Consider the following 23,762-nt stretch of genomic DNA (forward strand, 5'->3'; position numbering starts at 1 on the left):
CCGCACCCGGCCCCCGGCCCTTCAGAGCCTGTGCATCACTGGGCCCCTGTCCCACCCCGAGCAGGACGGGCACGCGGTCAGCTGAGTGTCTGCAGTCCAGTCCGGCTACTTCCCGACGCAGAAGTTGCGGAACACGGCGTCCACCACGTCCTCCTGCACGTCCCGGCCGGTCAGTTCAGCCAGGGCGCGCAGGGCTTCTTCCAGTTCGTACCCGGCCAGATCGTCCGGGAGGGTTCGGGCCGCCTGGATGTGGGCCAGGGCGCGGCGGGCGGCGTCGGCCTGCCGCTCGGTGGTCAGCCACGCCTCGCCGCGCGCCGTGTCGCCCAGCAGCGCCACCTGGATGGCGCCCCGCAGCGCGGGAAGGCCGGACCCGGTCACGGCGCTGACGTCCAGCGCGGCCGGGTCGCTCCACGCGCCCGGCAGGTCGGCTTTCGTCCGCACGCGGATGACGCGGGCGCCGCTCAGGTCGGCGGGCAGGGCCTCGCGGGGGGCGCTGCCGTCCTCCAGCGCCAGCACCAGATCGGCGGCGCCCGCGAGGCTCAGCGCCTGCCGCACCCCGGCGGCCTCAATGGCGTCCCCGGTCTCGCGGATGCCCGCCGTGTCCACCAGCGTGACGGGCACCCCGGCGAGTTCCACGGCGGCCTCCAGGTAGTCGCGGGTGGTCCCGGCGATGGACGTGACGATGCTGCGCTCGTAGCCCAGCAGGGCGTTCAGGAGGCTGCTCTTGCCGGCGTTGGGCCGCCCGATCAGCGCCAACCGCGCGCCGCGCGTGGCGACCTGCCCGGCCCGCGCGGACGCCAGCAGGTCCCGCAGGTCCGACTCGGCCTGCGCCAGGGGGAGGGTGCGGTCCTCGTCCGGGACGCCCTCCTCGGGGTAGTCCAGCAGGGCCTGGATGGCCGCCAGGGTGCGCGTGACGCCGCGCGCGACGCCGTCCACGCGCTCGCCCAGCGCGCCACTGAGGCCCAGGGTGGCCTGCCGCCGGGCAGTGTCGGTCTGCGCCTCGATGAGGTTCAGGACCGCCTCGGCCTGCGCGAGGTCCAGGCGGCCACTCAGGTACGCGCGCAGCGTGAACTCGCCGGGCCGCGCGGGGCGCGCGCCGCAGTCCAGGGTGGCCTGGAGGACGCGAGCCAGGACGGCGGGACTGCCGTGCGTCTGAAGTTCCGCGACGTCCTCCCCGGTGTAGCTGCGCGGGCCCTTGAAGATCAGGCACAGGCCCTCGTCAAGCACCTCGCCCGAGGCGTCCAGCAGGTGGCCGAACAGGAAGCGGCCGCCGGGCGTGCGCGAGGGGGCGCGTCTGCCCCGGAACACCCGGTCGGCGACGCTCAGCGCGTGGGGGCCGCTGACGCGCACGATGCCCACGCCCGCGCTGCCGGGGGCGGTGGCGATGGCGGCGATGGTGTCTTGCAGGCCGGAGCGGGTCACGCGGGCAGGGTAGCGCACCGCAGCCTCCGGTCACCGTGCCCCCCAGACACCGTGCCCAGCGTCATCGGGCGACGTGATGCCCCGGCGTCCCCGGCCCGGTCGCATCGGCAGGGCGGATACCATGCGGGCGTGAGGATCAACCCGGAGCATCTCGTCACGTTCAGTGTCGTCGCGGAACTGGGGAGTGTCAGCCGCGCCGGGCAGGCCCTGAACCTCAGCCAGCCTGCCGTGAGCGGTCAGCTGCGCGCCCTGCAGGACCAGTTCGGGCAGCCGCTGTACGTCCGCCACGGGCGCGGCGTGGCCCTCACCGAGGCCGGCGAGCGGCTGCTTCCGCACGCGCAGGCGATCGCCCGCAACCTCGCGGAGGTCGCCGGGCAGATCAGCGGCGCGCGGCAACGCCCGGCGGCGGCGCTGCGGGTGGGTCTCTCCTTCGCCCTGAGCGAGCACTCAAGCGCCCTAGTCCGCCGGGCCCGCACGGCCAGGCTGCACCTGCGGGTCGTGGCGCGGCCCGCCGGAACGCTGATCGAGGAGGTCCGCGCCGGGCGGCTGGGCGCGGCGCTGATCGTCACGTCGCCGCAGCGGGCGGTGGACGACCTGGACCTGCACCGCGTCGGGGAGGACCAGCTGCGGCTGGTCACGCCGCCCGGCCATCCGCTGTCGGGGCTGGGGTACGTGGCGCCGCACGCGCTGCGTGGCGAGACGCTGCTGTGGTCCGCGCGGGGCAGCGGCGTGCGCCGTCAGGCCGAGCGGCTGCTGGACGGCGTGGGCGTCAGTGCGGCGCAGGGTCTGGAACTGGGGAGCCTGTGGGGGGTGCTCGCGGGCGTGCGGGGCGGGGACGGCGTGGCGATCATGCCCGCGGGGTTCGTCGCGCGGGACGTGCAGCTGGGCGCGGTCGCCAGCGTGGGCCTGGAAGCCCCGGCCGTGACGGTCGCGCACACGCTGGTCACGGCGCCCGCCGCGCTGCTGTCCGCGGAGGTCCGCGCGCTCGTGGCGCTGCTGCGGACCTCATGAGGCGCCGCCTTCATGGGGCGGCCGGGTTTCTCATGCGGGCGCTCTAGCATGCCCGGTATGCGTCTTTCCCTGCCCGTCACCCTGAGCCTCGCCCTGCTCGGCCCGGCGTCCCTGGCCCAGACGGCACCTGCACAGTCGGCCCCAGCACAGTCGGCACCTGCGGCGCCCGCCAAGGCCCCGGCTGCGTCGGCCACCACGAACCGGGCGGTCAGTGCCCTGGCGGTCGAGGTGGGCGCGGTCGTGAAGGGTCGCCTCCTGGACTGCCCGGACAGCCTGAAACTCAGTGTGAACGCCGTGTGCCTGTACGTACAGACGCCCGCCGCGACGCTGCGCCCCCTGGTGAAGGGCAAACTGGCCGCGCGCGCGGGGGACTGGAAGACCACCGGGAAGGCCAGCGTGCTGCTGATGAAGGACGCCCCGGCGAACTTCGTGATGCTCAGCGCCCTGAACGACAAGGAAACGCTGGTCGTCGTGGATGCCGCGCCCACCGCGAAGGCCGCCGCCGCGCCCGCCAAGGTGGCCGTGCCAGCCGGGGTGGTCAAGGGGCAGCCGTACGTGCTGGGCAGCGATCTGGTCGGCGTGGTGAAGGTCACCGCGCTGGGCGGCGGGAAGTACCGCCTGTCGAACGCCGACCAGGGCACCCTGACCGTCACGGTGGGCGTGCGCGCCGCGCAGACCGACGCGGGCGCGGTGGAACTGCCTCTGGCGCCTGCCACGGACGGCAGGAATCTGATCTTCCCGCTGGCGGGCCTGCGCGCGCTGGGCTGCACGACCACCCCGAACGGCGGCGTGCTGACCGTGGCGTGCGGGTCGGACAGCGTGGGCCTGAAACCCATCGTGTTCTGAGCGACCGCAGCGCGAAGGGGGGGGAGGCCAGCGGGTCTCCCCCCTTTCGCGCCGCGGACGGGACCTTCACGTGTTCTTAGGGGTGGAACCTTCCGGGCTGCCACCGCGTTCTGGTGGGCGGTAAGCTTCGGCACAAGCCCCACTTTCCCCAGGAGGAACCACCATGAGCATCCTTGACCGCCTGTCGCGCCTGCTGCGCGCGAACGTGAACGACCTGATCAGCAAGGCCGAGGACCCCGGCAAGATCATCGAGCAGGCCCTGCGTGACATGCGCGCCGCGTACGCCGAGGCGCGCAGCGAGGTGGCCGACGCCATGAGCCAGAACGCCAAACTGGAACGCGAGGCGAACACCAACCGGCGCATGGCCAGCGAGTACGAGAAGAAGGCCGAGGAGGCCCTGCGCGGCGGCAGCGAGGATCTGGCGCGCGAGGCGCTGCGCCGCTCGCAGAACGCCAAGGACCTCGCGGCGGGCTTCGAGGAGCAGTTGCAGGTGCAGTCGGGCACCGTCGAGCAGCTGAAAACCCAGCTGCGCGCGCTGGAAGCCAAGATCGACGAGATGGAAAGCAAGAAGTCCCTGCTGGCGGCCCGGCAGAAGACCGCGCAGGCCGGGGCGACCCTGGACCGCGTGTCGGGTTTCGACAAGGCGGGCGGCGCCATGGACGCCTTCGAGGAGATGGAACAGAAGGTCTCCGGCATGGAGGACCGCAACCGCGCCATGCAGGATCTGCGCAAGGAGAACGACTTCGACGCGCAGCTCAAGGACCTGGGGCGCACCCAGGCGCTTGACGACGCCATGGCGGCCCTGAAGGCCAAGGTACAGGGCGGAGGCGGCAGCAGCGGCAGCTGAACAGGTCACGGTGGGGCGCGCGGGCGAGAGCTGGTGCGCCCCTCTCCTATGACGCAGGGCAGTCCAGGGGTCGGAGGACGATGATGCGGACACGGATCGGCAAGGGACGCGCGGCGCTGCTGGCCGCGCTGCTGGGCACAGGCGGCTGGGCTGCCGGGCAGACTGCGGGCACGGTGGCCACGTCGCAGGGCCCGGTGCAGGGCGTCACGAAGGGCGCCGTCACGCAGTACCTGGGCCTGCCGTACGCCGCGCCGCCCACCGGGCCGAACCGCTGGCGGCCACCCCAGGCGGGACCCACCTGGACGGCGCCCCGAGCGGCCGATCAGCTGGGTTCCGCCTGCGCGCAGGTGATCTCGGCGCTGTTCGCCGGTCCGGGCGAACAGGTGGGGGACGTGAAGGGTCAGGAGGACTGCCTGTTCCTGAACGTGTACGTGCCGCAGGGCCGCGCGGGGCCGCTGCCCGTGATGGTCTGGATTCACGGTGGGGCGTTCGTGAACGGCTCGGGCGGCGCGTACGACGCGTCGGAACTCGCGCGGCGCGAGGGCGTGATCGTGGTCACCCTGAACTACCGCCTGGGGCCGCTGGGCTTCCTGGCACTGCCGGAACTGGACGCCGAGTCCACGGACGGCACGAGCGGCAATTACGGCTTCATGGATCAGCAGGCGGCGCTGCGCTGGGTGCAGGCGAACATCGCGGCGTTCGGGGGCGACCGGCAGAACGTCACCCTGTTCGGCGAGTCGGCCGGTGGGTACAGCATCTGCACGCACCTCGCGTCGCCCGGCTCGGCGGGCCTGTTCCAGAAGGCCGTGATCATGAGCGGATTGTGCGGCAGTCCGGGCAACACGGTCTCCGCGTCCGAGGCGGCGCAGCGGAACGTGGCGTACGCCGCGCGCCTGGGCTGCCGGAAGGACACGCTGGCGTGCCTGCGCACCCTGGACCCGGCGCGGCTGGCCAGCATCAAGGTGCCGGGCGTGCGCCCGCTGTCGAATCTGGTGTGGGCCCCGGTGTACGGGGGTGAGGTGCTGCCCCGTCCGCTGCTGGAGACCTTCCAGAACGGGGTGTTCAACAAGGTGCCGGTCGTGGCGGGCACCACCCGGGATGAGGGGCGCCTGTTCGTGAAGGTCGGGGTGCCCGAGGGCCGCACCATGTCGCTGCCGCTGTACTGGGGCGCGGCGGGGCTGCTGACCGGCGCGCCGAACGTGACCCGCGCGCTGCGCGAGTACCCGGGCCGGGGCGAGGGCACGCCCGCGCTGGCGTTCTCGAACCTGTTCACGGACGCGGTCTTCGCCTGCCCGGCCGTGAACGTGGCAGGCGCCCTGGCGCGCTTCGTGCCGGTGTACGCCTATGAGTTCGCCGATCCGCAGGCCGCGACCGAGATTCCCAGCCCGCCGGACCTGCCGGGGATGGGTTCGGCGCACTCGGCTGAGCTGGTGTACCTGTTCCGCACGCGGCTGCCGGGGCTGGGCAACCCGGCGGCATTCACGCCAGCGCAGGCCAGACTGGCGGACGCCTTCGCGGGGAGCTTCGGCGCCTTCGCGCGCACCCGGCAGCCGGGCTGGACGGCATACGACGCGGCGCGGGGCAACGTGCAGGTCTTCACGCCGTCGGGCAACGCGCCGAGCACGACGTTCGCGCAGGATCACAGGTGTGACTTCTGGAATGGCCTGAAGCTGCCGTGACGCCGTCACGGGGGAGGTGGCCGCGCGTATGCGTCGCGGCTCCCTCCCTCTTTGGGGGGACGTTCGTCAGGGGAACTTCGTGTTTGCTGACAGAATGAGGGCAATGAGGCGTTCTAAGCTTGGTGCCATGCCCGCCCCCCGTTTCCCACGTGCAGCCGTCCTGGCCGGTGCGCTGTGCGCCGCGCTGGGGTCGTGCGCCCCGCAGGCGACCACCCCCGGTACGGTGCAGAGCAGCACGCCGCTGACCCGCGCGTCGTTCTACCCGCAGGAGACCGGGCTGGCGTGGGCGTACCTCCCGGAGGGCGAGGTGGCAGGCGGCGCGCCGTACGTGGTGCAGAACCTCGGCCCGACGCTGTTCGGCGGGGAGGCGGTGAGTGCCACGCGCATGACCGGGCGCGGGGCGGACCAGACGTGGTACCGCGTGACCGACGCGCAGGGCGTGAAGCTGCTGGGTATCCGCAAGCCGGGCGTGACCGTGCGGCTGCAACCGGCGTGGCTGGAGTACCCCGCGCCGGACGCGTGGCGGGCGGGCCTGACGTGGCAGGGGCAGAGTCAGGTTTCGCTCGTCGCGGACGACGGGACCGTGAAGGGCAGCGGCACGCTGTCGTACTCTTACCTGGTGCAGGAACGCCGCACGGTGAGTACGCCGGGCGGGCGTTTCGACGTGTGGGTGGTGACGCGCCAGATCAGCGACACGGTGGGCGGGCTGTTCCCGGCCACGCAGCAGCTGTGGTTCACGCCTTTCGTGGGCGAGGTGCGCACGCCCGAGGGGCTGCTCCTGACAGAGCGGAACTTCGCCCCGCGTTCAGGAGGACAACCATGACCGATTCCGTGAAACCGTCCGGCACGCCGCTGCTAGACCGCGTGAGCAGCCCCGATGACCTCAAGACCCTCTCCCGTGAGCAGCTGCCCGCGCTGGCGCAGGAACTGCGGGACGAGATCACGCGGGTGTGCTCGGTGGGCGGGCTGCACCTCGCGTCGTCGCTGGGCGCGACCGACCTGATCGTGGCGCTGCACTACGTCCTGAACTCTCCGCGTGACCGGATCCTCTTCGACGTGGGGCATCAGGCGTACGCGCACAAGATGCTCACCGGCCGCCGCGACCAGATGGCGACCGTGAAGAAGGAGGGGGGCCTGTCGGGCTTCACGAAGATCAGCGAGTCTCCCCACGACGCGATCACGGTCGGGCACGCCAGCACCAGCCTGGCCAACGCGCTGGGCATGGCGATGGCCCGCGACGCGCTGGGCCAGGACTACAAGGTCGCCGCCGTGATCGGGGACGGCAGCCTGACGGGCGGCATGGCCTTGGCGGCGCTGAACACCATCGGAGACATGAACCGCAAGATGCTGATCGTCCTGAACGACAACGAGATGAGCATCAGCGAGAACGTCGGCGCGATGAACAAGTTCATGCGTGGCCTGCAGGTGCAGAAATGGTTCCAGGAGGGCGAGGGCGCCGGCAAGAAGGCCATGGAGGCCGTCAGCAAACCCCTGGCGAGCTTCATGAGCCGCGCCAAGAGCAGCACGCGGCACTTCTTCGACCCGGCCAGCGTGAACCCCTTCGCGGCGATGGGCGTGCGCTACGTGGGGCCGGTGGACGGCCACAACGTGCAGGAACTCGTGTGGCTCATGGAACGCCTCGTGGATCTGGACGGACCGACCATCCTGCACGTCGTCACGAAGAAGGGCAAGGGCCTCAGCTACGCCGAGGCCGACCCCATCTACTGGCACGGTCCGGGCAAGTTCGACCCCAGCACCGGCGAGTTCAGCGCCAGCAAAGCGTACTCGTGGAGCAACGCCTTCGGGGACGCCATGACCGAACTGGCCGCGCAGGACCCGCGCTCGTTCGTGATCACGCCTGCCATGCGCGAGGGCAGCGGACTCGTCGGGTACTCGAAGGCGCACCCGAACCGCTACCTGGACGTGGGGATCGCCGAGGAGGTCGCCGTGACCGCCGCCGCCGGGATGGCCCTTCAGGGCCTGCGCCCCGTCGTGGCGATCTACTCGTCGTTCCTGCAGCGCGCGTACGATCAGGTGCTGCACGACGTGGCCATCGAGCACCTGAACGTCACGTTCGCCATTGACCGCGCCGGGATCGTGGGCGCGGACGGCGCGACGCACAACGGCGTGTTCGACCTGAGCTTCCTGCGCTCGATTCCCGGCGTCCGCATTGGCCTGCCCAAGGACGCGGTAGAACTGCGCGGCATGCTGAAGTACGCGCAGACGCACGACGGCCCCTTCGCGGTCCGCTACCCGCGCGGCAACACCACGCCCGTTCCAGAGGGCACCTGGCCGGAACTGGAGTGGGGCACCTGGGAGCGCGTCAAGGACGGCACGGACGTGGTCATCCTGGCGGGCGGCAAGGGCCTGGAGTACGCGCAGAAGGCCGCCACCGGACTGGACGGCGTAGGCGTCGTGAACGCCCGCTTCGTCAAACCCTTGGATGAGGCGATGCTGCGCGACGTGGCCCGCAGCGCCCGCGCGATCATCACCGTCGAGGACAACACCGTGGTCGGCGGCTTCGGCAGCGCCGTGCTGGAATTCCTGAATGCCGAGCGGCTCAAGACCCCTGTGCGCGTCCTGGGCATCCCCGACGAATTCCAGGAACACGCGACCGTCGAGAGCGTCCACGCCCGCAGCGGCATCGACGCGCAGGCCATCCGCACCGTGCTGGCCGAACTCGGCGTCGACGTCCCGCTGGGCGTGTAACAGGTCAAAAGTTGATGGTTGATAGAGGGCTGCTCCCTTCTCTCAACCATCAACCTTTGACCATCTACCCCCTGACCTCGCCGCTGCCTTGCACGACCCACTTCGTGGTGGTCAGTTCGCGCAGGCCCATGGGGCCGCGGGCGTGGAGTTTCTGGGTGCTGATGGCGACCTCCGCGCCCAGGCCGAGTTGCCCGCCGTCGTTGAAGCGGGGGCTGGCGTTCACGATCACGGCGGCACTGTCCACGTCCTCGATGAACCGCTGCGCCTGCGCGGCGTCGCGGGTGAGGATCACATCGGTGTGGTTGCCTCGCGCGGCGATGAAGTCCAGCGCCTCCTCGAAGGAGGCCACAGTTTTCACGCTGGCGGTCAGGGCCAGGAATTCCGTGCCGTAGTCGGCGTCCGTGGCAGGTTCGGTGGTGATCCCCGCAGCACTCAGGGCCGCGTGGGCGGGCGGGTCGGCCCGCAGGGTCACGCCGTGCGTCTGGAGATCGCGGGCGATGTCCGGCAGGGCGTCCAGGGCCTCCTCGTGAATCAGGAGGGTGTCCAGGGCGTTGCAGGCGCTGGGTTTCTGCACCTTCGCGTTCCGCACGATCTCCAGGGCACGCGCGCGGTCCTCGGGGTTGCGGGTGAAACTGGGGTCCAGGTACACGTGCACCACGCCGATGCCGCCCACGATGACGGGCACGGTGGCATTCTCCACGCAGTAGCGGTGCAGTCCGGCCCCGCCACGCGGGATGATCGCGTCCACCAGATCATCCAGTTTCAGGAGTTCCAGCATGCGCTCGCGGGCCGGGTCGCGGATGACCTGCGCGGCGTCTGCCGGCAGACCCTGCTCTCGCAGCGCGGCGTGAATGACGTCCTCCAGCGCGGCGTTGCTGCGCACCGTCTCCTTGCCGCCGCGCAGGATCACGGCGTTCCCACTCATCAGGGCCAGCGCGGCGACGTCCACGGTCACGTTGGGTCGGCTCTCGTAGATGACGCCCAGCACACCCAGCGGCACGCGGCGGGTGCTCACGCGGATGCCGCTCGGCTGCACCTGCGCGGGGGTGGTCTCCCCCACCGGGTCGGGCAGGCGCGACACGGCCTCCACGTCCGCGGCGATGCCGTCCAGCAGGCGGGCGTCCAGGCGCAGGCGGGCCACCATCGGCTCGGGTAGCCCGGCCTCCAGCGCGGCCTGCACGTCCTGCGCGTTCGCGGCCAGGATGCCAGCAGCGTTGGCACGCAGTCCGGCGGCAATGGTGTGCAGCGCGGCCACCTTGCGCGCGGTGGGCAGCGACCGCAGCACGCGGGCGGCGGCACGGGCCCGCACGCCCATCTCCCGGACGCTCAGGTTGTGGGGGGACGACTCACTCATCCCGCCAGCGTAGCGCGCCCCTCCCGTCCGGCCCGGCGCGCGGTGCAGACTTCCGACAGCTTCTGCGTTCAGTGTGCGCTGGGTTGCCCACGGGCCTCACGGGCCTCCGGTAAGGTGGGGGGCATGACCACCGAGTTGCAAGCTGCCCCTACGCCCGCGCCCACGGCGCATTCGGAGGCGCTGTTCGCGCGCGCGCGGGCCGTCACGCCGGGCGGGGTGAACAGTCCGGTGCGGGCCTTCCGCAGCGTGGGCGGCACGCCGCGCTTCATCGCCCGCGCGGACGGCGCGTACCTGACCGACGCGGACGGCACGCGCCTGCTGGATTACATCGGGTCGTGGGGGCCGATGATCCTGGGGCACAACCACCCGGCGGTGCGGGGGGCGATCGCGGACGCGCTCCAGTACGGCACGAGTTTCGGCGCGCCCGGCGAGCGCGAGGTGCTGCTGGCGGAGCTGGTGACGCGCCTGACGGGCGTGGACCGCGTGCGTTTCGTGAGCAGCGGCACCGAGGCGACCATGAGCGCGCTGCGGCTGGCGCGGGGCGTGACGGGCCGGAAGTTCATCGTGAAGTTCCGCGGGAACTACCACGGGCACGCAGACGGCCTGCTCGTGGAGGCCGGGAGTGGCCTGCTGACGAACGCGGACGGGGCGCTGGGCGCGGCCGCCCCGAGCAGCGCGGGCGTGCCCGAGGAGTACGCGGGCCTGACGCTGGTGAGCGAGTACAACGATCCGGCGGCGCTGGACGCCCTGATGGCCGCGCGCGGGTCGGAGGTGGCGGCGGTGATCTTCGAGCCGGTGGTGGGGAACGCCGGGGTGCTGATTCCCACGCCGGAGTTCCTGGCGGCGCTGCACCGCGTGAAGACCCACGGGGCGCTGCTGATCGCGGACGAGGTCATGACCGGCTTCCGCCTGTCGCTGGGCGGCGCGACGGGCCTGCTGGGTCTGCGTCCGGACCTGATCTGCTGGGGCAAGATCATCGGTGGTGGCCTGCCGGTGGGCGCTTACGGGGGCCGCGCCGAGGTGATGGATTTCGTGTCGCCGCAGGGCCCGGTGTATCAGGCGGGGACGCTCAGCGGGAACCCGCTGGCGATGGCGGCGGGCCTCGCGACCCTGAGTGCGCTGGAGGCCGACCCGGACCTGTACGCGCGGCTCGGGGCGTACACCACCGCTCTGGCCGACGGCCTGCGCGACGCGGCGTCAGCGGCGGGCGTGCCGATCAGCATCAACCACATCGGCAGCATGCTGACCGCCTTCCACCTGGACGCACCGGACGGCAGCGTGCGGACGTACACGGACGCCGCCGCCAGTGACACGAAGGCCTTCGCCCGCTGGTTCCAGGGCATGCTGGGCCGGGGCGTGTACTGGGCACCCAGCCAGTTCGAGAGCATCTTCGTGAGCGGCGTGCACGGCGACGCGGAACTGAACGCGACACTGGATGCCGCGCGCGCCGCTTACGTGGATCTCGGCCGGGAGTTGGGCGCGTGACCCTGGTCACCCAGACGGCGCAGGTGCGGCAGATCCTCACCGAGCACAAGGTGATCGCCGTGGTGGGCTTCCACCATGACGCGATGAAACCCGCGTACTACGTGCCGGAGTACATGCACCGCCAGGGCTACACGATCATCCCGGTGAATCCGGCGCTGGCGGCGCGCGGCGAGAGCTACTTCGGGCAGAAAGCCGTGGCGACTCTCGCGGAGATCACGACCCCGGTGGACATCGTGGACGTGTTCCGCCGCAGCGACAAGGTACGCGAGCACCTGCCGGACATCCTGGCCATGCCGACCCCGCCGAAGGTCGTGTGGTTGCAGCTCGGCATCCGCGACGACGTGACCGCCCGTGACCTCGCGGCGCGCGGGATCGACGTCGTGCAGGACCGTTGCCTGCTCGCCGATCACCGGGCGCTGCTCTAACGCATGCCGGACGTGCTGATGGTCGGTGCGGGCCTGGGTGGGCTGGCGGCGGCGCGTGACCTGGGCGCGGCGGGACAGAGCGTCACGCTGCTGGACAAGGCGCGGGGCGTGTCGGGCCGCGCCGCCACCCGCCGCGTGACCCTCCCCGACGGGCGGGAGGCGCGGCTGGATCACGGGGCGCGGTTCTTCACCGCCCGGCACGACCGCACCCGCGCGCTGGCCGAGGCGGGGGTGCGGGAAGGCTGGAACGCCGAGTGGACGCGCGGCATTCCCCGCTGGGAAGAAGGAAACGTCCATGGCGGTGGCGACGGGCACCCCCGCTACGCACCCCCGCAGGGCCTCAGCACCCTGGGCCGCACCCTCGCACGCGGTCTGGAGGTCACCACGGGCGTGACGGTCACCAGCCTGGAACGCCGCCCGGACGGCTGGCGTGTCCACACCCGTGACGGTGCCACCTGGGAGGCGGGGACGCTCCTCCTGAACCTGCCCGCGCCGCAGCTGGCCCCACTCCTGGCGGACCTCGACCTGCGCGGCAGCGACTCCGAGGGCACCGCCGAACGGGTCGCCACCGTCGAATACGCGCCGTGCTGGGCCGCGGGCGTCGTGCTGGAGCGCGAGCTGGAGGCCAGCTGGCCCGCCCTGCGCGCCGATCATCCCGTGCTGGAGTGGCTGGCCCGCGAGCACACCAAACGCCCCGCCGGGCACCCGCCCGCGCTGACGCTGCACGCCACACCCGACTGGAGCCGCGCGAACATCGACCGCACCCCGGACGAGGTGCTGCCCGACCTGCTACGCGCCGCCGCCGAGATCACGGGCGAACTCTCCCCCGCCCTGCACACCTTCGCGCACCGCTGGCGCTACGCCATCCCCACCCGCCCCGCGCCCGGTCCCTGCCACTGGGATCCGGAATTACGCCTCGGCTGGTGCGGCGACTGGTTCACCCCCGACGAGCACGGCCCCCGCGTGGAAAACGCACTCCTCAGCGGCTGGACCCTCGCCCGCCGCGTCACGGGAACGTGAAGGGCCGAGAGTCAAAAGGTCTGAGGGTCCAAGGCTTCGACGATTGGACCCTCAGACCTTTTGACCCTTGGACGCTGTTCAGTCGGCGCTGACCGCTTCTCGTTCCTGCACGGGTTCGCCGAGCATGGCGTGGACGCTGGCGGTCCAGCCGTCGTCGCTGAGGGTGCGCCAGTGGTGCGCCCACTGCCAGCGGCGGTAGGCGTCGGCGGCGGCCTCCAGGGTGCCGGGGTTCAGCAGGGGGTTGGCGGGTGGGGCGCTGAGGTGGTGGCGGCTGAGGCTGCCTTCGAGTTCCGCGAGGGTCTTGGGGCCGAACGCGAAGGCGAGGCTGGCCGCGGGGCGCGTCCCGGTGGCGTACAGCCAGCCGCGCAGGGTGTCCTCGGGCGGCAGGGCGTACAGGATGAGTTCCCCGCCGGGGTGTGCATCAGCAGTGGTGACGAGGGTGAGGCCTGGGACGTTGTCGCGCAGGTACGCGGCGACGGGACCCTCGGCGTAGGCGCTGGCTCCGGCGCGCAGGTGTTCCATGGCGGCTTTGGGGTTCAGGCGCGGGGTGGGCCGTTCCGGGGTGGGGGCGTCGAGGTCGATGGTGCCGGGGGCGCGCAGGGCCTGCCCGTGGAATTCCAGTCGGGTCTGGCCGCGCCATTCGCTGCTGACGAGGTGCGCGCCCAGGTCGCGTTCTCCGGCGGCGTCATCGGTCTCGTCGAATTTGATGCCGCGCAGGCCCGCGACCTTGAACTGGAGGCTGTTGCCTTTCTTGCCGACCAGCCGGGTCTCGGTGAGGGGTTCGCGCAGGTGCCACAGCGGCAGGGCGTGCCCCTCGCCGAAGGGCTCGAAAGTGTGCGTCTCCTGAAGCAGGTCGAGGCTGGCGGCCAGCGCGGGCAGCGGCGCGTCCAGGCGGACCCGCGGGGCGGGGGTGGGGAACTGCCGGGCGTACGCGTGGATGCGGTCGCGGAAGGCGCCGAGGTTCGCGTCGTCAATGGCGAATCCGGCGGCGCCGGAGTGCCCGCCGTAGCGTTTCAGGAGGTCGTGGCTGTAGCGCAGGCCCTCGACGGCGCTGATGCCGGGTGTGGACCGCACCGAGCCCTTGCCCTGCGCGACAATGAACACAGGTTTGTGGTACGCGTCCACGAGTTTGCTGGCGACAATGCCCATGACGCCCGCGTGCCAGTCGGGGTGCGTGACGACCAGCGCGGGTTCGCCTGGATCGGCGAGGGTTAGAGCGTGCTGGAACATGTCGTCCTGGAGTTTGCGGCGTTCCTGGTTGCGGATTTCCAGGTATTCCGCGAGGCGGCTGGCGTCGTGCGCGCTGGGGGTGGTCAGCAGGTCCAGCGCCACGTCGGCCTCGCCGAGGCGTCCGGCGGCGTTGATGCGCGGCGCGAGGATGAACGCCACGTCCCGCGCGGTGGGGCGCTTCACGCGGCCCGAGTCGAGCAGCGCGCGCAGGCCCGGCAGGGTCGTGTCCTTCAGCGCGTCCAGTCCGGCGCGGACCAGGGCGCGGTTCTCCCCGATGAGAGGCGCGACGTCCGCGACGGTGCCCAGGGTCGCCAGGGCGCTCAGGGCGCGCGGTTCCGGCAGCCCAAGTTCCTCATGAACGGCCCAGAGGAGGTGGTACGCGACGCCCGCCCCGGTCAGGTTGTGCAGGTCGTGGTCGTAGCCGTCGGTCAGGCGCGGGTGGACGACCAGCGCGTCCGGGAAGTCGTCGCCCGGCGCGTGGTGGTCCGTGACGATGACCTGCACGCCCCGCGCGACCAGGGCCGCGACCTCCTCGACGTTCGTCACGCCGCAGTCCACGGTGACCAGCAGGTCGCAGGCGGCCGCGTGCTCCTCGACCTTGTCCGGGTGAACGCCGTACCCCTCGTTCAGTCGGTGCGGGATGAAGCCGTGCACGTTCGCACCCAGGTCCCGCAGGCCCAGGACCAGGGTGGCGGTGGCGCTCACGCCGTCCGCGTCGTAGTCCCCGTGGATGCGGATGCGCTGCTTCGCCTTGACGGCAGTCACGATCCGCCGGGCGGCCTCGCGCAGCGCCGGGTTCGGCGTCAGCGTCAGTGGCGGGTCCAGCAGCGCGGGCGTGAGGTGCCGCCCGGTGAGGACCTGGGCCAGTGGAGGCGACACTCGCCACTCCTGCATGACGCGCAGCAGCTCCTCGCGGCTGGCGGGCGGCGCGAGCACCCAGCGGGGTGCGGTCACGGGGTGACCTCGACGTCACCCGCGACCTCGGTGGGCATCACCGAACCGAGGCGCGCCTGGAGGGTCGCGGTCAGGCGGTCCTCAGCCTGCCGCCTCAGGCGGGCCTCGCGGCCGCGGCGCACCCGTTCCCGCCACAGGCCGGGCAGCAGCAGCAGCGTCGCGAACAACACCCCCAGCGCCAGGAAGATCGCCACGCCCGCCCCGACCGGCACGGTCAGTTCGCCGCTGCCGGTGGGCAGGGGCAGGCGAACCACGCCGGGGTTCTCCAGCGTGACCAGCGCGAGGTAGGCGGCAATGCCCAGCAGCAGCAGCACCTGAATGAACGAAACGAGCCGCATCACCGTGCAGTGTAGCCCGCATGCGTGAGGGGCACCGTGCCGCGCCCGCCATGTGAAAACCCCCGGCCGCGTGGCCGGGGGTCGCAACCCTGGAGGGGCGTGGGCTTAGAAGTAGAACTTCACGCCGGTCTTGATGCCGTTGCTCAGGCCATTGCTGGCGCTGCTGTCAAGTCCGGTCGCGTAACCCTTGTTGCTGGTGTAGTAGCGTCCGTTGTACTCGGCGAAGACGGCGATGCTGTCAGTCACATTGAAGTCAACGCCCGCAATGGCATTCACGTACACGTCGCTGGTGTTCTGGGCAGTGTTACCGCGCTGCTGGCCGCTGGTCAGACCCAGACCCGCACCGACGTATGGCGTGATGCGGCTGCCGGTGTTCAGTGCGTAGGTAGCGTTGGCGTCCACGCTCACAGCGTTCCAGCCAGCCTGGTAGTCCGCACTGATGCGGGCACCCACCGGGCCAACGACGTTATTCTTGCCGACCACAACGCCGCCGTTCAGGCAGTAATTCACGTTGCTAGCCCTGTTGCTCAGGTCCTTGCACTCGGAGCCACTGCCGGCCATCTTCGCACCGACATTCACACCAGCGTAAATGTCGCGGGCGGGCGCGGTGGTGGGGGTGGGTTCACCGATCACGACGGTGGTGCCGGTGCTGGGAGCGGGGGTGGTGACGGTGCCCGTGGTGCTGGTGCTGGCACCGGCAGGGCCCTGGGGGCCAGCGGGGCCGGCAGGACCCTGGGGGCCGGTGGGGCCTGCGGGGCCCTGGGGGCCGGCGGGGATGTTGCGGATGGCGGCTTCCAGCGCGTCGATGCGGGCGTTCAGCGCGGCGACGTCGGTGCTGGCGGTGCCGCTTCCCATGCCGTTGATCTTTGCCTCGAGGGCGTCGATGCGGGCCTGCTGGTCGGCGGTGAGCTTCTCGAGGTCGGTGACGCGGCTGGCGATGGCGGCCAGCTCAGTGCTGACTTCCTGCATGCCGTTGGCGATGGTGGTCATGTCGGTCGCGCCGAAGCCGCAGCCGCTCAGCGCGCCGGTCTGCAGGGCGCGGTAGAAGATGAGGGCAGCCTGGTAGCGGGTGAGGTTCTCGTTGCCGCGGAAGGTGCCGTCGGGGAAGCCCTGGATCAGACCGCACTGGACGATCTTGTCCACGGCGTCCTTGGCCCAGTGACCGGCGGGCACGTCGCTCAGGGTGACCTGGGCGGGGGCGGCGGTCGTGGTGGTGGTCTGGGCGCTGGCTGCGCCGAGGCTGAGGGCCAGGGTGGACGCGATGATCAGTGATTTGCGCATGTTGAGTTCTCCTTCGGTCTGAATCGGAAACGACAGCACAATGTGACGCGTTCCTCTGCGCTTCACGGTAGGCAGGGGGGGTGAGGTCTTTGTGAACAGCTCGCCGTGCTTGGCTCGACATGGAGGGGTTATATGAGTCGAATCTGACATTTCTCTTCAACGTGAGCGTCCCGTGACAGAACGGCACTCCGGGATGAGGGGCGCCGCATGCGTGCCCAGCGACCTAGACCGGCTGCGTCGTGAGAAACCTGTCGGAGTGGTCATGCCCGGCGTTCATGAGCTTTCGCTCACGGTCTGTAGGCGCTCCTGGCCGGTAGGCGTGGCGGGGCGGTCCCCCTATACTCCGGCGCATGAGTCAGATTCACGTTCGTGCCCAGCCCGGCGACGTTGCTCCTTATGTCCTGCTTCCCGGTGATCCCAACCGCGCGCGGCACATTGCCGAGACGTACCTGGAGGGCGCCCGCGAGTACACCAGTCACCGGCAGCTGCTGGGCTTCACGGGCACGTATCAGGGCGTGCGGGTCAGCGTGCAGACGACCGGGATGGGCTGCCCGAGCGCGGCGATCGTCGCGGAGGAACTCGCGCGGCTGGGCGCGCGGACGCTGATCCGCGTGGGCACGCTGGGCGGCGCGACCCCCAGCGTGGCGCCGGGTGATCTGGTGATCGCCACGGCGGCCGTGCCGAACGACGGCACCACCCGGCAGATGCTGGGCGGCGCGCCGTACGCACCTGCCGCGAGTTTCGAGGTCGTTGAGGCCAGCGTGCAGGCGGCCCGCGCCAGCGGCGCGCCGCACCACGTGGGGCTGGTCATGACCGAGGATGCCTTCTACGCCAGCACGCCCGAGCATGCGCGGCTGTGGGCGGGGCGGGGCGTGCTCGGCTTCGAGATGGAGGCCAGCGCCATCTTCCTGGTGGCGGCGCAGCGGGGTCTGCGCGCGGCGTGCCTGACGGCGTGCAGCAACGACATCGGCGATCCGCAACTGGTGCCGGATGACGTGCTGGCCGCCGGGGTGGACCGCATGGTGCGCGTGGCTCTGGACGCCATCGTGACGCTCGCCGCGCGCGACTGAGCATTCCTGCTGCGTGGGGGGCCGTCCACCTGGGCGGCTCCCTTTCTGTTTCGATCGCCTTTGTGCGGGGAGCGCGCTGTGGCAGGATACTTGCATGACCCAACTGGATGAATTCGAGTTCAACAACGTGCAGATTGACCAGCATGGCCCCATCGCGGTCCTGACCATCAACCGCCCCCGCGCGCTGAACGCCCTGAGTGCCGACACCCTCTCGGAGATCGCGCAGGCCGTGAACCTGATCGTGGAGGACGCCGAGGTGGGCGCGCTGATCATCACGGGCGCCGGGGACAAGGCGTTCGTGGCGGGCGCGGACATCAGCGAGTTCGAGAACCTCGAGGGTGTGTACGACGGCCGCGAGCTGTCCCTGGCCGGGCAGGACGTCATGCATCAGATCTCCTCGCTGCCCATTCCGGTGATTGCGGCTGTGAACGGCTTCGCGCTGGGCGGCGGGCTGGAACTGGCGCTGGCGTGCGACGTGCGCGTGGCCGCCACGACCGCCCGGCTGGGCCTGCCCGAGGTGTCTCTGGGCCTGATCCCGGGATTCGGTGGCACGCAGCGCCTCGCGCGGCTGGTCGGCGCGGGCCGCGCGCTGGACCTGATGCTCACGGCCCGTCAGGTGAAGGCCGACGAGGCGCTGAGCATGGGCCTCGTGAACTACGTCGCGGACGACGCCCTGACCAAGGCGCGCGAGGTGGCCGAACTGATGCTGAAGAACGCCCCGATCGCGCTGTCCCTCGTCAAGGAGGCGGTGCGCCGCGGGATGGACACCACCCTGGAGGCGGGCCTGGAGGTCGAGGCGGACCTGTTCGGCATGACGGTCGCCACGAAGGACTTCCGTGAGGGGGTGGACGCCTTCATGAACAAGCGCCGCGCGGAGTTCCAGGGTGAATGAGGACGGCATGGGGGGAGGCGAGCAGAAGTTCCGCCTGCAGGTCGAGGGCGGCAAGGTCAGCGACGTTGCGGGCCGTGAGGACAGCGACGCGCCCGCTGCGAAGACCCGCGTGGTCGAGTTCACCACCCCCCGTTCGAAACTGATCGAGGAGGCCAATCAGGCGATCCGCACCGACCTGCGCGACTACCCGCGTGCGCTCGCCGCGTACGACGCGCTGCGGGGCGACCCGGAGGCCCTGGCGCACTGGGACATGGCGAACTACATCACCATGCGCAAGCTGGGCTACAACGACCACGGGCGCGTGCACGCGTTCATCACGGGCGCGGCGGGCATGGCGATCACGGAACTCCTGCTTGAAGGTGGCGTGCGCACCGACATCATGGAGAGTGGCGTCGGGGACGCGGACGACGTGTTCCTGACCGTCATCCTGGGCACGATGCTGCACGACATCGGCAACCAGATTCACCGGGTGGGGCACGAGGCGCACGGCGTGGCGCTGGCCCTGCCGATCCTTGACCGGATCATGACGCCGCTGTACCCCGACCCGTTCAAGCGCGTGAAGGTGCGCTCGTTCATCCTGGGTGCCATCAACTGCCACGACCTGAACCCCGCGCCGCTGACCATGGAAGGCGGCATCGTGGCCGTCGCGGACGGGACGGACATCACCAAGGGCCGGGGCCGCAAGGCGTTCAGCCTGGGCAGCGTGGACATCCACTCGATCAGTGCGCTGGCGGTGGATCAGGTGGTCATCGAACGCGGGCGGGACAAGCCGGTCCTGATCAGCGTGACCATGAACAACTCCGGCGGGATCTTCCAAGTGGAGGAGATCCTGGCGCCCAAGGTGATCCGCACGCCCATGCGCCGCTTCGTGGACCTGCGCGCCACCACCCGCCCCGAGGGCGAGGAGCAGATCCTCTCGCGCGTGCGGCTGGACGGCGACCACTTCGTGATGGACCTCGAGAGCGGCGCGCAGGTCGAGGTCGAGGTGATGGACACGCAGAAGCAGGTGCAGCAGGCCGTCGCGAATAACCTGGGCATCAGCAGCGAGACCCGCTGAACCAACCCGAGAAGAGGGGACCCCGACCGTGTGGCCAGGGCCCCCTCTTCTGCGGCGGGTTACTTCTTCGCGCCGGGCAGCGGTGTCGTGCGGGCCGGGCCGCCGTCGATGCCGCCGCTGCGGTGGGTGCCCTCGCCGCCTGCTGCGCGGCCCTCCAGGTCGCTGTCCCCGTCGTTGTTCGGGGTGCCCTGGCGGTCCTCGAAGTCACTGCCGCCCAGCATGCCGTCCTGGAAGCCCGGCTGGTCGTTCGGGTTACTGCTGTCGGCACTGGCGGCCCCGCGCAGCAGGTCCTCGGTAGCCATCTTGTCGTTCAGCAGTTCGCCGGTGGTGCCGTCGTCCCGGATCTCGCCTTCTGGGGCGTACTCGCGCGTGTCGTCTCGTGTCATGTTCCGGAGGGTACGGGCTGCGGGCCCCTGCGCGGGTGGGGAAAGCGGGGGGACGACCTTCATGATCCCGCCCTGCGCGACGGCCGGTCAGCTGCGCGCGCCGTGACCATCCGAAACCGCCTATACTTGACTGTCTATGACGAAGGATCGCATCACCATGACCCAGCGCGGGTACGACAAACTGGTCGAAACCCTGCACTTCCTGAAAACCACCAAACGCGAGGAGATCTCCGAGAACATGGGCCGCGCCATCGAGGACGGCGACCTGCGCGAGAGCGCCGCGTACGACGAGGCCCGCATGCAGCAGAGCGAGAACGAGGCCCGCATCTCCGAACTGGAGCGGCAGCTGGAACGCGCCCTGATCATCGAGGAGGACGCCACGGGCGGCGCCGGGCTGGGCGCGAAGGTCCGCGTGCGCGACGCCAAGGGCAAGGAGCACCACTTCGAACTGGTCGGCACGTACGAGGTGGACGTCCTGAAAGGCAAGATCAGCGACGCCAGCCCCATCGGCAAGGCCCTCGCCGGACGCCGCGCCGGAGAGAAGGTCACCGTGCAGCTCCCGAAGGGCAGCGCCGAGTTCGAGATCCTCAGCGTCGACTACCAGTAAGCGGCGCGCCGGGCCACGCCTCCCCCCCTACCGGGTGAAGGGAGGCGTCCGCGTTTGTGGGTACACTGACCGCACCGCATGCACCGCCTGATCCGCCCCCTGCTGCCGCTGCTCGTGTGCGGCGCGGCCCACGCCTCGCCTGCGTGGGTGGTGCCCGTCACGAAACTGTACCCGGTCCCCAACCAGACCAGCGCGCCGGTCCGCACCCTCAATGCCCGCACGGCGCTGAACCTGAACCGCTGTTACGCCCTGTGGTGCGACGTGCAGTTCGGCGCGACGCGCGGGTGGGTGCTGCGGGCCGCCGTGAACACCGCCGGCGACTGCCGCCGCCTCGTGCCGCTGGGCCTGAAGGACCTGCGGCGCACCGAGGCCGCGTACCACACCAACCGCGACCCGAACCGCGACGGCGTCGCGTGCGACGCGCTGGACCGCCCCCTGCTGGGACGCTGACCCCCTCGTATGGACTCCGGTGAACAGGTTGGGAAATCCTGTCAACCCGAGCGGATGTGCCTCGTAGAGCTGCGTAGCACAGGAGACGCAACGCGGGTTCCGGTCGTGGAGTGGGCAACCCGGTGAAGTTCCAGGTTGTCACCGAAACAGACGAAATCCGTATCACACGCCGCCCACACCGGACCTTGAGGGGGCGTTGAGGTACGTCCCACACTGCCAAAAGCACTACAAACAGCGCGGGGTCGCGCCGCGACACTGTGCGCGTTGCACCTGCTCCAATGACGCCCGGCGCGGTCAAACCCCGGGCCTCTGGCGGACCGTGCAACCTGATCCTCCATCCCCGCCCCTGCCCCGGCAGGGGTGTTTCCGTGTTGGTCGGCGCCGAATGAGGCCACAGGGGTAAGCGGGTACGCAGCGGGCGCCCCGGTCATGTTCCGGGCCGCAGGTGCCGGGGCGGGCGCGGCCCTGTACACTGTCAGGGTTGCCGCGCCGTGCCAAGTGGCGCGTGGAAGGAGTCTGTATGGGTCTTGCTATTGGTATCGTCGGTCTGCCCAACGTGGGCAAAAGCACGCTGTTCAACGCCATCACGCGCGCCGGGGCGCTCGCCGCGAACTACCCGTTCGCGACGATCGAGCCGAACGTGGGTCGCGTGACCGTCCCGGACGAGCGTCTCGCCGCGCTGAGCCGGGTGTTCACGAAGGGTGAGCGCGTCCCGCCGATCATCCCGACGTTCGTGGAGTTCGTGGACATTGCGGGCCTCGTGAAGGGTGCCAGCAAGGGCGAGGGCCTGGGGAACCAGTTCCTGGCGAACATCCGCGAGGTGGACGCCATCGCGCACGTCGTGCGCTGCTTCGAGGACGGGAACGTCATTCACGTCGCGGGCCGCGTGGACCCCATCGACGACATCGAGACGATCAACACCGAACTGATCCTCGCGGACCTGGGCGGCCTGGAAAAACGCCTCCAGAACCTCCAGAAGAAGGCCAAGGGGAACGACAAGGACGCAAAAGAGCAGGCGGATCTGGCCGAGCAGATCATCGCCGTGCTGGCCGAGGGCAAACCCGCCCGCGCCGGGACGTACGACGCGCCCATCCCCAAGGAGTTCGGGCTGATCACCACCAAACCCGTGATCTACGTCGCGAACGTCGGCGAGGACAACCTGACCGAGGACAACGAGTACGTGCAGAAGGTCCGCGAGTACGCCGCCGCCGAGGGCGCGCAGGTCGTGAAGATCAGCGCGCAGATCGAGGGTGAACTGGCCGAGATGCCCGAGGACGAGGCCCGCGCGTTCCTGGAGGAACTGGGCGTGCAGGAGAGCGGCCTGGACCAGCTGGTCACGGTCGGGTACGACACGCTGGGCCTGATCACGTTCATCACGAGCGGCGAGAAGGAAGTGCGCGCCTGGACGATCCGCCGCGGCGAGAAGGCCCCGGAGGCCGCCGGGGAGATCCACAGCGACCTGGAACGCGGCTTCATCCGCGCCGAGGTCATTGAGTGGGACAAGATGGTCGAGGCCGGCGGCTGGGCGAACGCCAAGAGCAAGGGCTGGGTGCGGACCGAAGGCAAGGAGTATGTCATGAAGGACGGCGACATCATGAACGTCCTGCACAACATGTGATCCCTCCGGTGGAACGGTCTGCGAGGACCGTTTCACCCGAGCGGATGCGAGCAGGAGTCGGGGGGGTTCCGGGCGTGGAGTGGGCAGATCGGTGGTGTTCCGATCTGCCCACGCAACAGACGGAATCCGCTTGCAGGCTGTGTGGAGGGGCGCCGGAGACCGAACCTCCGGCCCCCTCCTGCTTTATTGTCCTGGGGTGAGGCGGTCGGCTTCGCGCACGGTGACGTAGGGGATGAGGCCCTGGGCGCGGGCCTGGGCGTACGTGCGGGTGGTCAGGGCGGGCTGGTCGGCGTAGTCCACGGTGAACACGGGTTTCCCGGCGGCCTTCCACAGGGCGTAGTCGGCAAGCAGCGTGTCGCGGCGGACGGCCTCGGTGGGCTGGTTGGTGGCGTAGACGAAGGTTTCCTCGCTGCCCAGGGCGTCCACGCAGGCGGCGTAGCGGGGGTCGCGGATGAGTTCGGCGGCGTTCTGCGGCACGATCAGGAACCCGTCGCGGCGAGCGCGGGCATGCGCGGCGAGGCGGCACACCCACGCGACCATCTCGGCGCGGGCGGCGGGCCATTCCGGGTGCTGTTCGTAGGCGTCGATCAGGTCCAGGTACGCGCCGTGGAAGCCCTGGTCGATGACGCGGTCCAGTTCCCGCAGCGTCAGCGCCTGCCAGTCGGCGTCCCAGTAGGCCACGTCGTAGTTGCCGGGCCAGTCGGGCTGTTCGCTCAGCAGCCAGGCGGGGGTGCCGGGGCGCCAGCCGGGCTGCCAGTACGGGCGGTACGCCTCGGCGGCCCCGACGCTCAGGTAGCCCAGAAGGACGTGCGCGCGGGCGGCCTGCGCGACCTCCGGGGCGGGCCAGGGGCGGGTGTCGTCGTCCAGGGTGTCCACGACGATCACGTCGAACGAGGAGGCGGCCACGCGCGTCAGGCGGTCGGCGCCGTACCCGGTCAGCTGGTAGCCCCAGGTGCGGGCAGCGGTCAGCGGCATGGGCGCGGGCGTGACGGGCGCCCCGGCTCCGGGTGGGTTCTGTCCGGCCTGCGCGGGCGGGGAGGCGCAGGCGGACAGCAGGAGAAGCGCGGGCCACATGCAAGCC

General features: G+C 70.8%; 22 protein-coding genes. 15 read left to right on the forward strand and 7 right to left on the reverse strand.

The window, feature by feature from the left end; genetic code table 11:
* Positions 1–105 precede the first annotated feature (105 nt).
* Positions 106–1,422: a tRNA uridine-5-carboxymethylaminomethyl(34) synthesis GTPase MnmE gene (mnmE, locus tag SY84_RS03845; RefSeq protein ID WP_046842897.1), complete on the reverse strand. Its 1,317-nt coding sequence runs from the start codon at positions 1,420–1,422 to the stop codon at positions 106–108.
* Between the two features lie 129 nt (positions 1,423–1,551).
* Between mnmE and SY84_RS03850 the strand changes: the two genes are divergently transcribed.
* The 6 genes from SY84_RS03850 (at position 1,552) to dxs (ending at position 8,514) form a co-directional block, all read left to right on the forward strand.
* Positions 1,552–2,433 carry a LysR family transcriptional regulator gene (locus SY84_RS03850; protein WP_046842898.1) on the forward strand — a complete coding sequence of 294 codons (882 nt, stop codon included), beginning with the start codon at positions 1,552–1,554 and terminating at the stop codon, positions 2,431–2,433.
* Between the two features lie 57 nt (positions 2,434–2,490).
* Positions 2,491–3,279 (forward strand): hypothetical protein, encoded by a 789-nt coding sequence (locus SY84_RS03855; protein ID WP_046842899.1) that lies wholly within the window; start codon positions 2,491–2,493, stop codon positions 3,277–3,279.
* Between the two features lie 163 nt (positions 3,280–3,442).
* A complete protein-coding gene (locus SY84_RS03860; protein ID WP_046842900.1) occupies positions 3,443–4,126 on the forward strand; it encodes a PspA/IM30 family protein in 684 nt (227 codons plus the stop codon).
* An 80-nt stretch (positions 4,127–4,206) separates the two neighbouring features.
* Positions 4,207–5,805 (forward strand): carboxylesterase/lipase family protein, encoded by a 1,599-nt coding sequence (locus SY84_RS03865; protein ID WP_052751032.1) that lies wholly within the window; start codon positions 4,207–4,209, stop codon positions 5,803–5,805.
* A gap of 127 nt (positions 5,806–5,932) precedes the next feature.
* A complete protein-coding gene (locus tag SY84_RS03870) occupies positions 5,933–6,628 on the forward strand; it encodes a hypothetical protein (protein ID WP_046842901.1) in 696 nt (231 codons plus the stop codon).
* Complete coding sequence (gene dxs, locus SY84_RS03875) at positions 6,625–8,514, forward strand: 1-deoxy-D-xylulose-5-phosphate synthase (protein WP_046842902.1); 1,890 nt, start codon at positions 6,625–6,627, stop codon at positions 8,512–8,514. The genes SY84_RS03870 and dxs overlap by 4 nt, the downstream gene beginning before the upstream one ends.
* A gap of 64 nt (positions 8,515–8,578) precedes the next feature.
* On the opposite strand, the gene SY84_RS03880 is transcribed toward dxs, so the two are convergent.
* A complete protein-coding gene (locus SY84_RS03880; protein WP_046842903.1) occupies positions 8,579–9,868 on the reverse strand; it encodes a glutamate-5-semialdehyde dehydrogenase in 1,290 nt (429 codons plus the stop codon).
* Positions 9,869–9,991: 123 nt separating this feature from the next.
* Here SY84_RS03880 and hemL point away from each other — a divergent pair, with 123 nt between their 5' ends.
* Genes hemL through SY84_RS03895 form a run of 3 tightly spaced genes read left to right on the forward strand, consistent with a single transcriptional unit; the run spans position 9,992 to position 12,798 of the window.
* Entirely contained in the window at positions 9,992–11,353 is a 1,362-nt protein-coding gene (gene hemL / locus SY84_RS03885; RefSeq protein WP_046842904.1) for a glutamate-1-semialdehyde 2,1-aminomutase, read from the forward strand.
* Entirely contained in the window at positions 11,350–11,778 is a 429-nt protein-coding gene (locus tag SY84_RS03890; RefSeq protein ID WP_046842905.1) for a CoA-binding protein, read from the forward strand. The genes hemL and SY84_RS03890 overlap by 4 nt, the downstream gene beginning before the upstream one ends.
* 3 nt (positions 11,779–11,781) lie before the next feature.
* Entirely contained in the window at positions 11,782–12,798 is a 1,017-nt protein-coding gene (locus SY84_RS03895; protein ID WP_046842906.1) for an NAD(P)/FAD-dependent oxidoreductase, read from the forward strand.
* Positions 12,799–12,876: 78 nt separating this feature from the next.
* Here the strand turns inward: SY84_RS03895 and recJ are convergent, their stop codons facing one another.
* The 3 genes from recJ to SY84_RS03910 form a co-directional block, all read right to left on the reverse strand.
* On the reverse strand, positions 12,877–14,922 hold the full coding sequence (gene recJ, locus SY84_RS03900) for a single-stranded-DNA-specific exonuclease RecJ (protein ID WP_081424656.1): 2,046 nt from the start codon (positions 14,920–14,922) through the stop codon (positions 12,877–12,879).
* A 56-nt stretch (positions 14,923–14,978) separates the two neighbouring features.
* Positions 14,979–15,320 (reverse strand): hypothetical protein, encoded by a 342-nt coding sequence (locus tag SY84_RS03905; protein WP_046842908.1) that lies wholly within the window; start codon positions 15,318–15,320, stop codon positions 14,979–14,981.
* Positions 15,321–15,425: 105 nt separating this feature from the next.
* Positions 15,426–16,601: an S-layer homology domain-containing protein gene (locus SY84_RS03910; RefSeq protein ID WP_046844925.1), complete on the reverse strand. Its 1,176-nt coding sequence runs from the start codon at positions 16,599–16,601 to the stop codon at positions 15,426–15,428.
* A 350-nt stretch (positions 16,602–16,951) separates the two neighbouring features.
* On the opposite strand from SY84_RS03910, the gene SY84_RS03915 reads away from it, so the two are divergent.
* The 3 genes from SY84_RS03915 to SY84_RS03925 all read left to right on the forward strand — a co-directional run bounded on the left by SY84_RS03915 (position 16,952) and on the right by SY84_RS03925 (position 19,620).
* Complete coding sequence (locus tag SY84_RS03915; RefSeq protein ID WP_046842909.1) at positions 16,952–17,671, forward strand: purine-nucleoside phosphorylase; 720 nt, start codon at positions 16,952–16,954, stop codon at positions 17,669–17,671.
* Between the two features lie 94 nt (positions 17,672–17,765).
* Positions 17,766–18,563, forward strand: a complete 798-nt coding sequence (locus SY84_RS03920; protein WP_046842910.1) for an enoyl-CoA hydratase/isomerase family protein — start codon at positions 17,766–17,768, stop codon at positions 18,561–18,563.
* A gap of 7 nt (positions 18,564–18,570) precedes the next feature.
* A complete protein-coding gene (locus SY84_RS03925; protein WP_046842911.1) occupies positions 18,571–19,620 on the forward strand; it encodes a phosphohydrolase in 1,050 nt (349 codons plus the stop codon).
* A 59-nt stretch (positions 19,621–19,679) separates the two neighbouring features.
* On the opposite strand, the gene SY84_RS03930 is transcribed toward SY84_RS03925, so the two are convergent.
* Positions 19,680–20,006, reverse strand: a complete 327-nt coding sequence (locus tag SY84_RS03930; protein ID WP_046842912.1) for a hypothetical protein — start codon at positions 20,004–20,006, stop codon at positions 19,680–19,682.
* A gap of 136 nt (positions 20,007–20,142) precedes the next feature.
* On the opposite strand from SY84_RS03930, the gene greA reads away from it, so the two are divergent.
* From greA to ychF, 3 genes are all read left to right on the forward strand, one after another.
* Entirely contained in the window at positions 20,143–20,613 is a 471-nt protein-coding gene (gene greA / locus SY84_RS03935; protein ID WP_046842913.1) for a transcription elongation factor GreA, read from the forward strand.
* A 78-nt stretch (positions 20,614–20,691) separates the two neighbouring features.
* A complete protein-coding gene (locus tag SY84_RS03940) occupies positions 20,692–21,063 on the forward strand; it encodes a hypothetical protein (RefSeq protein WP_046842914.1) in 372 nt (123 codons plus the stop codon).
* A gap of 520 nt (positions 21,064–21,583) precedes the next feature.
* Positions 21,584–22,681: a redox-regulated ATPase YchF gene (gene ychF, locus SY84_RS03945; protein WP_046844926.1), complete on the forward strand. Its 1,098-nt coding sequence runs from the start codon at positions 21,584–21,586 to the stop codon at positions 22,679–22,681.
* A 183-nt stretch (positions 22,682–22,864) separates the two neighbouring features.
* Here the strand turns inward: ychF and SY84_RS03950 are convergent, their stop codons facing one another.
* The gene (locus SY84_RS03950; protein ID WP_046842915.1) at positions 22,865–23,755 is read right to left on the reverse strand and encodes an MJ1477/TM1410 family putative glycoside hydrolase; all 891 of its coding nucleotides are present in this window, start codon (positions 23,753–23,755) and stop codon (positions 22,865–22,867) included.
* Positions 23,756–23,762: the final 7 nt, after the last annotated feature.

The organism is Deinococcus soli (ex Cha et al. 2016) (assembly GCF_001007995.1).
Lineage (GTDB): Bacteria > Deinococcota > Deinococci > Deinococcales > Deinococcaceae > Deinococcus > Deinococcus soli.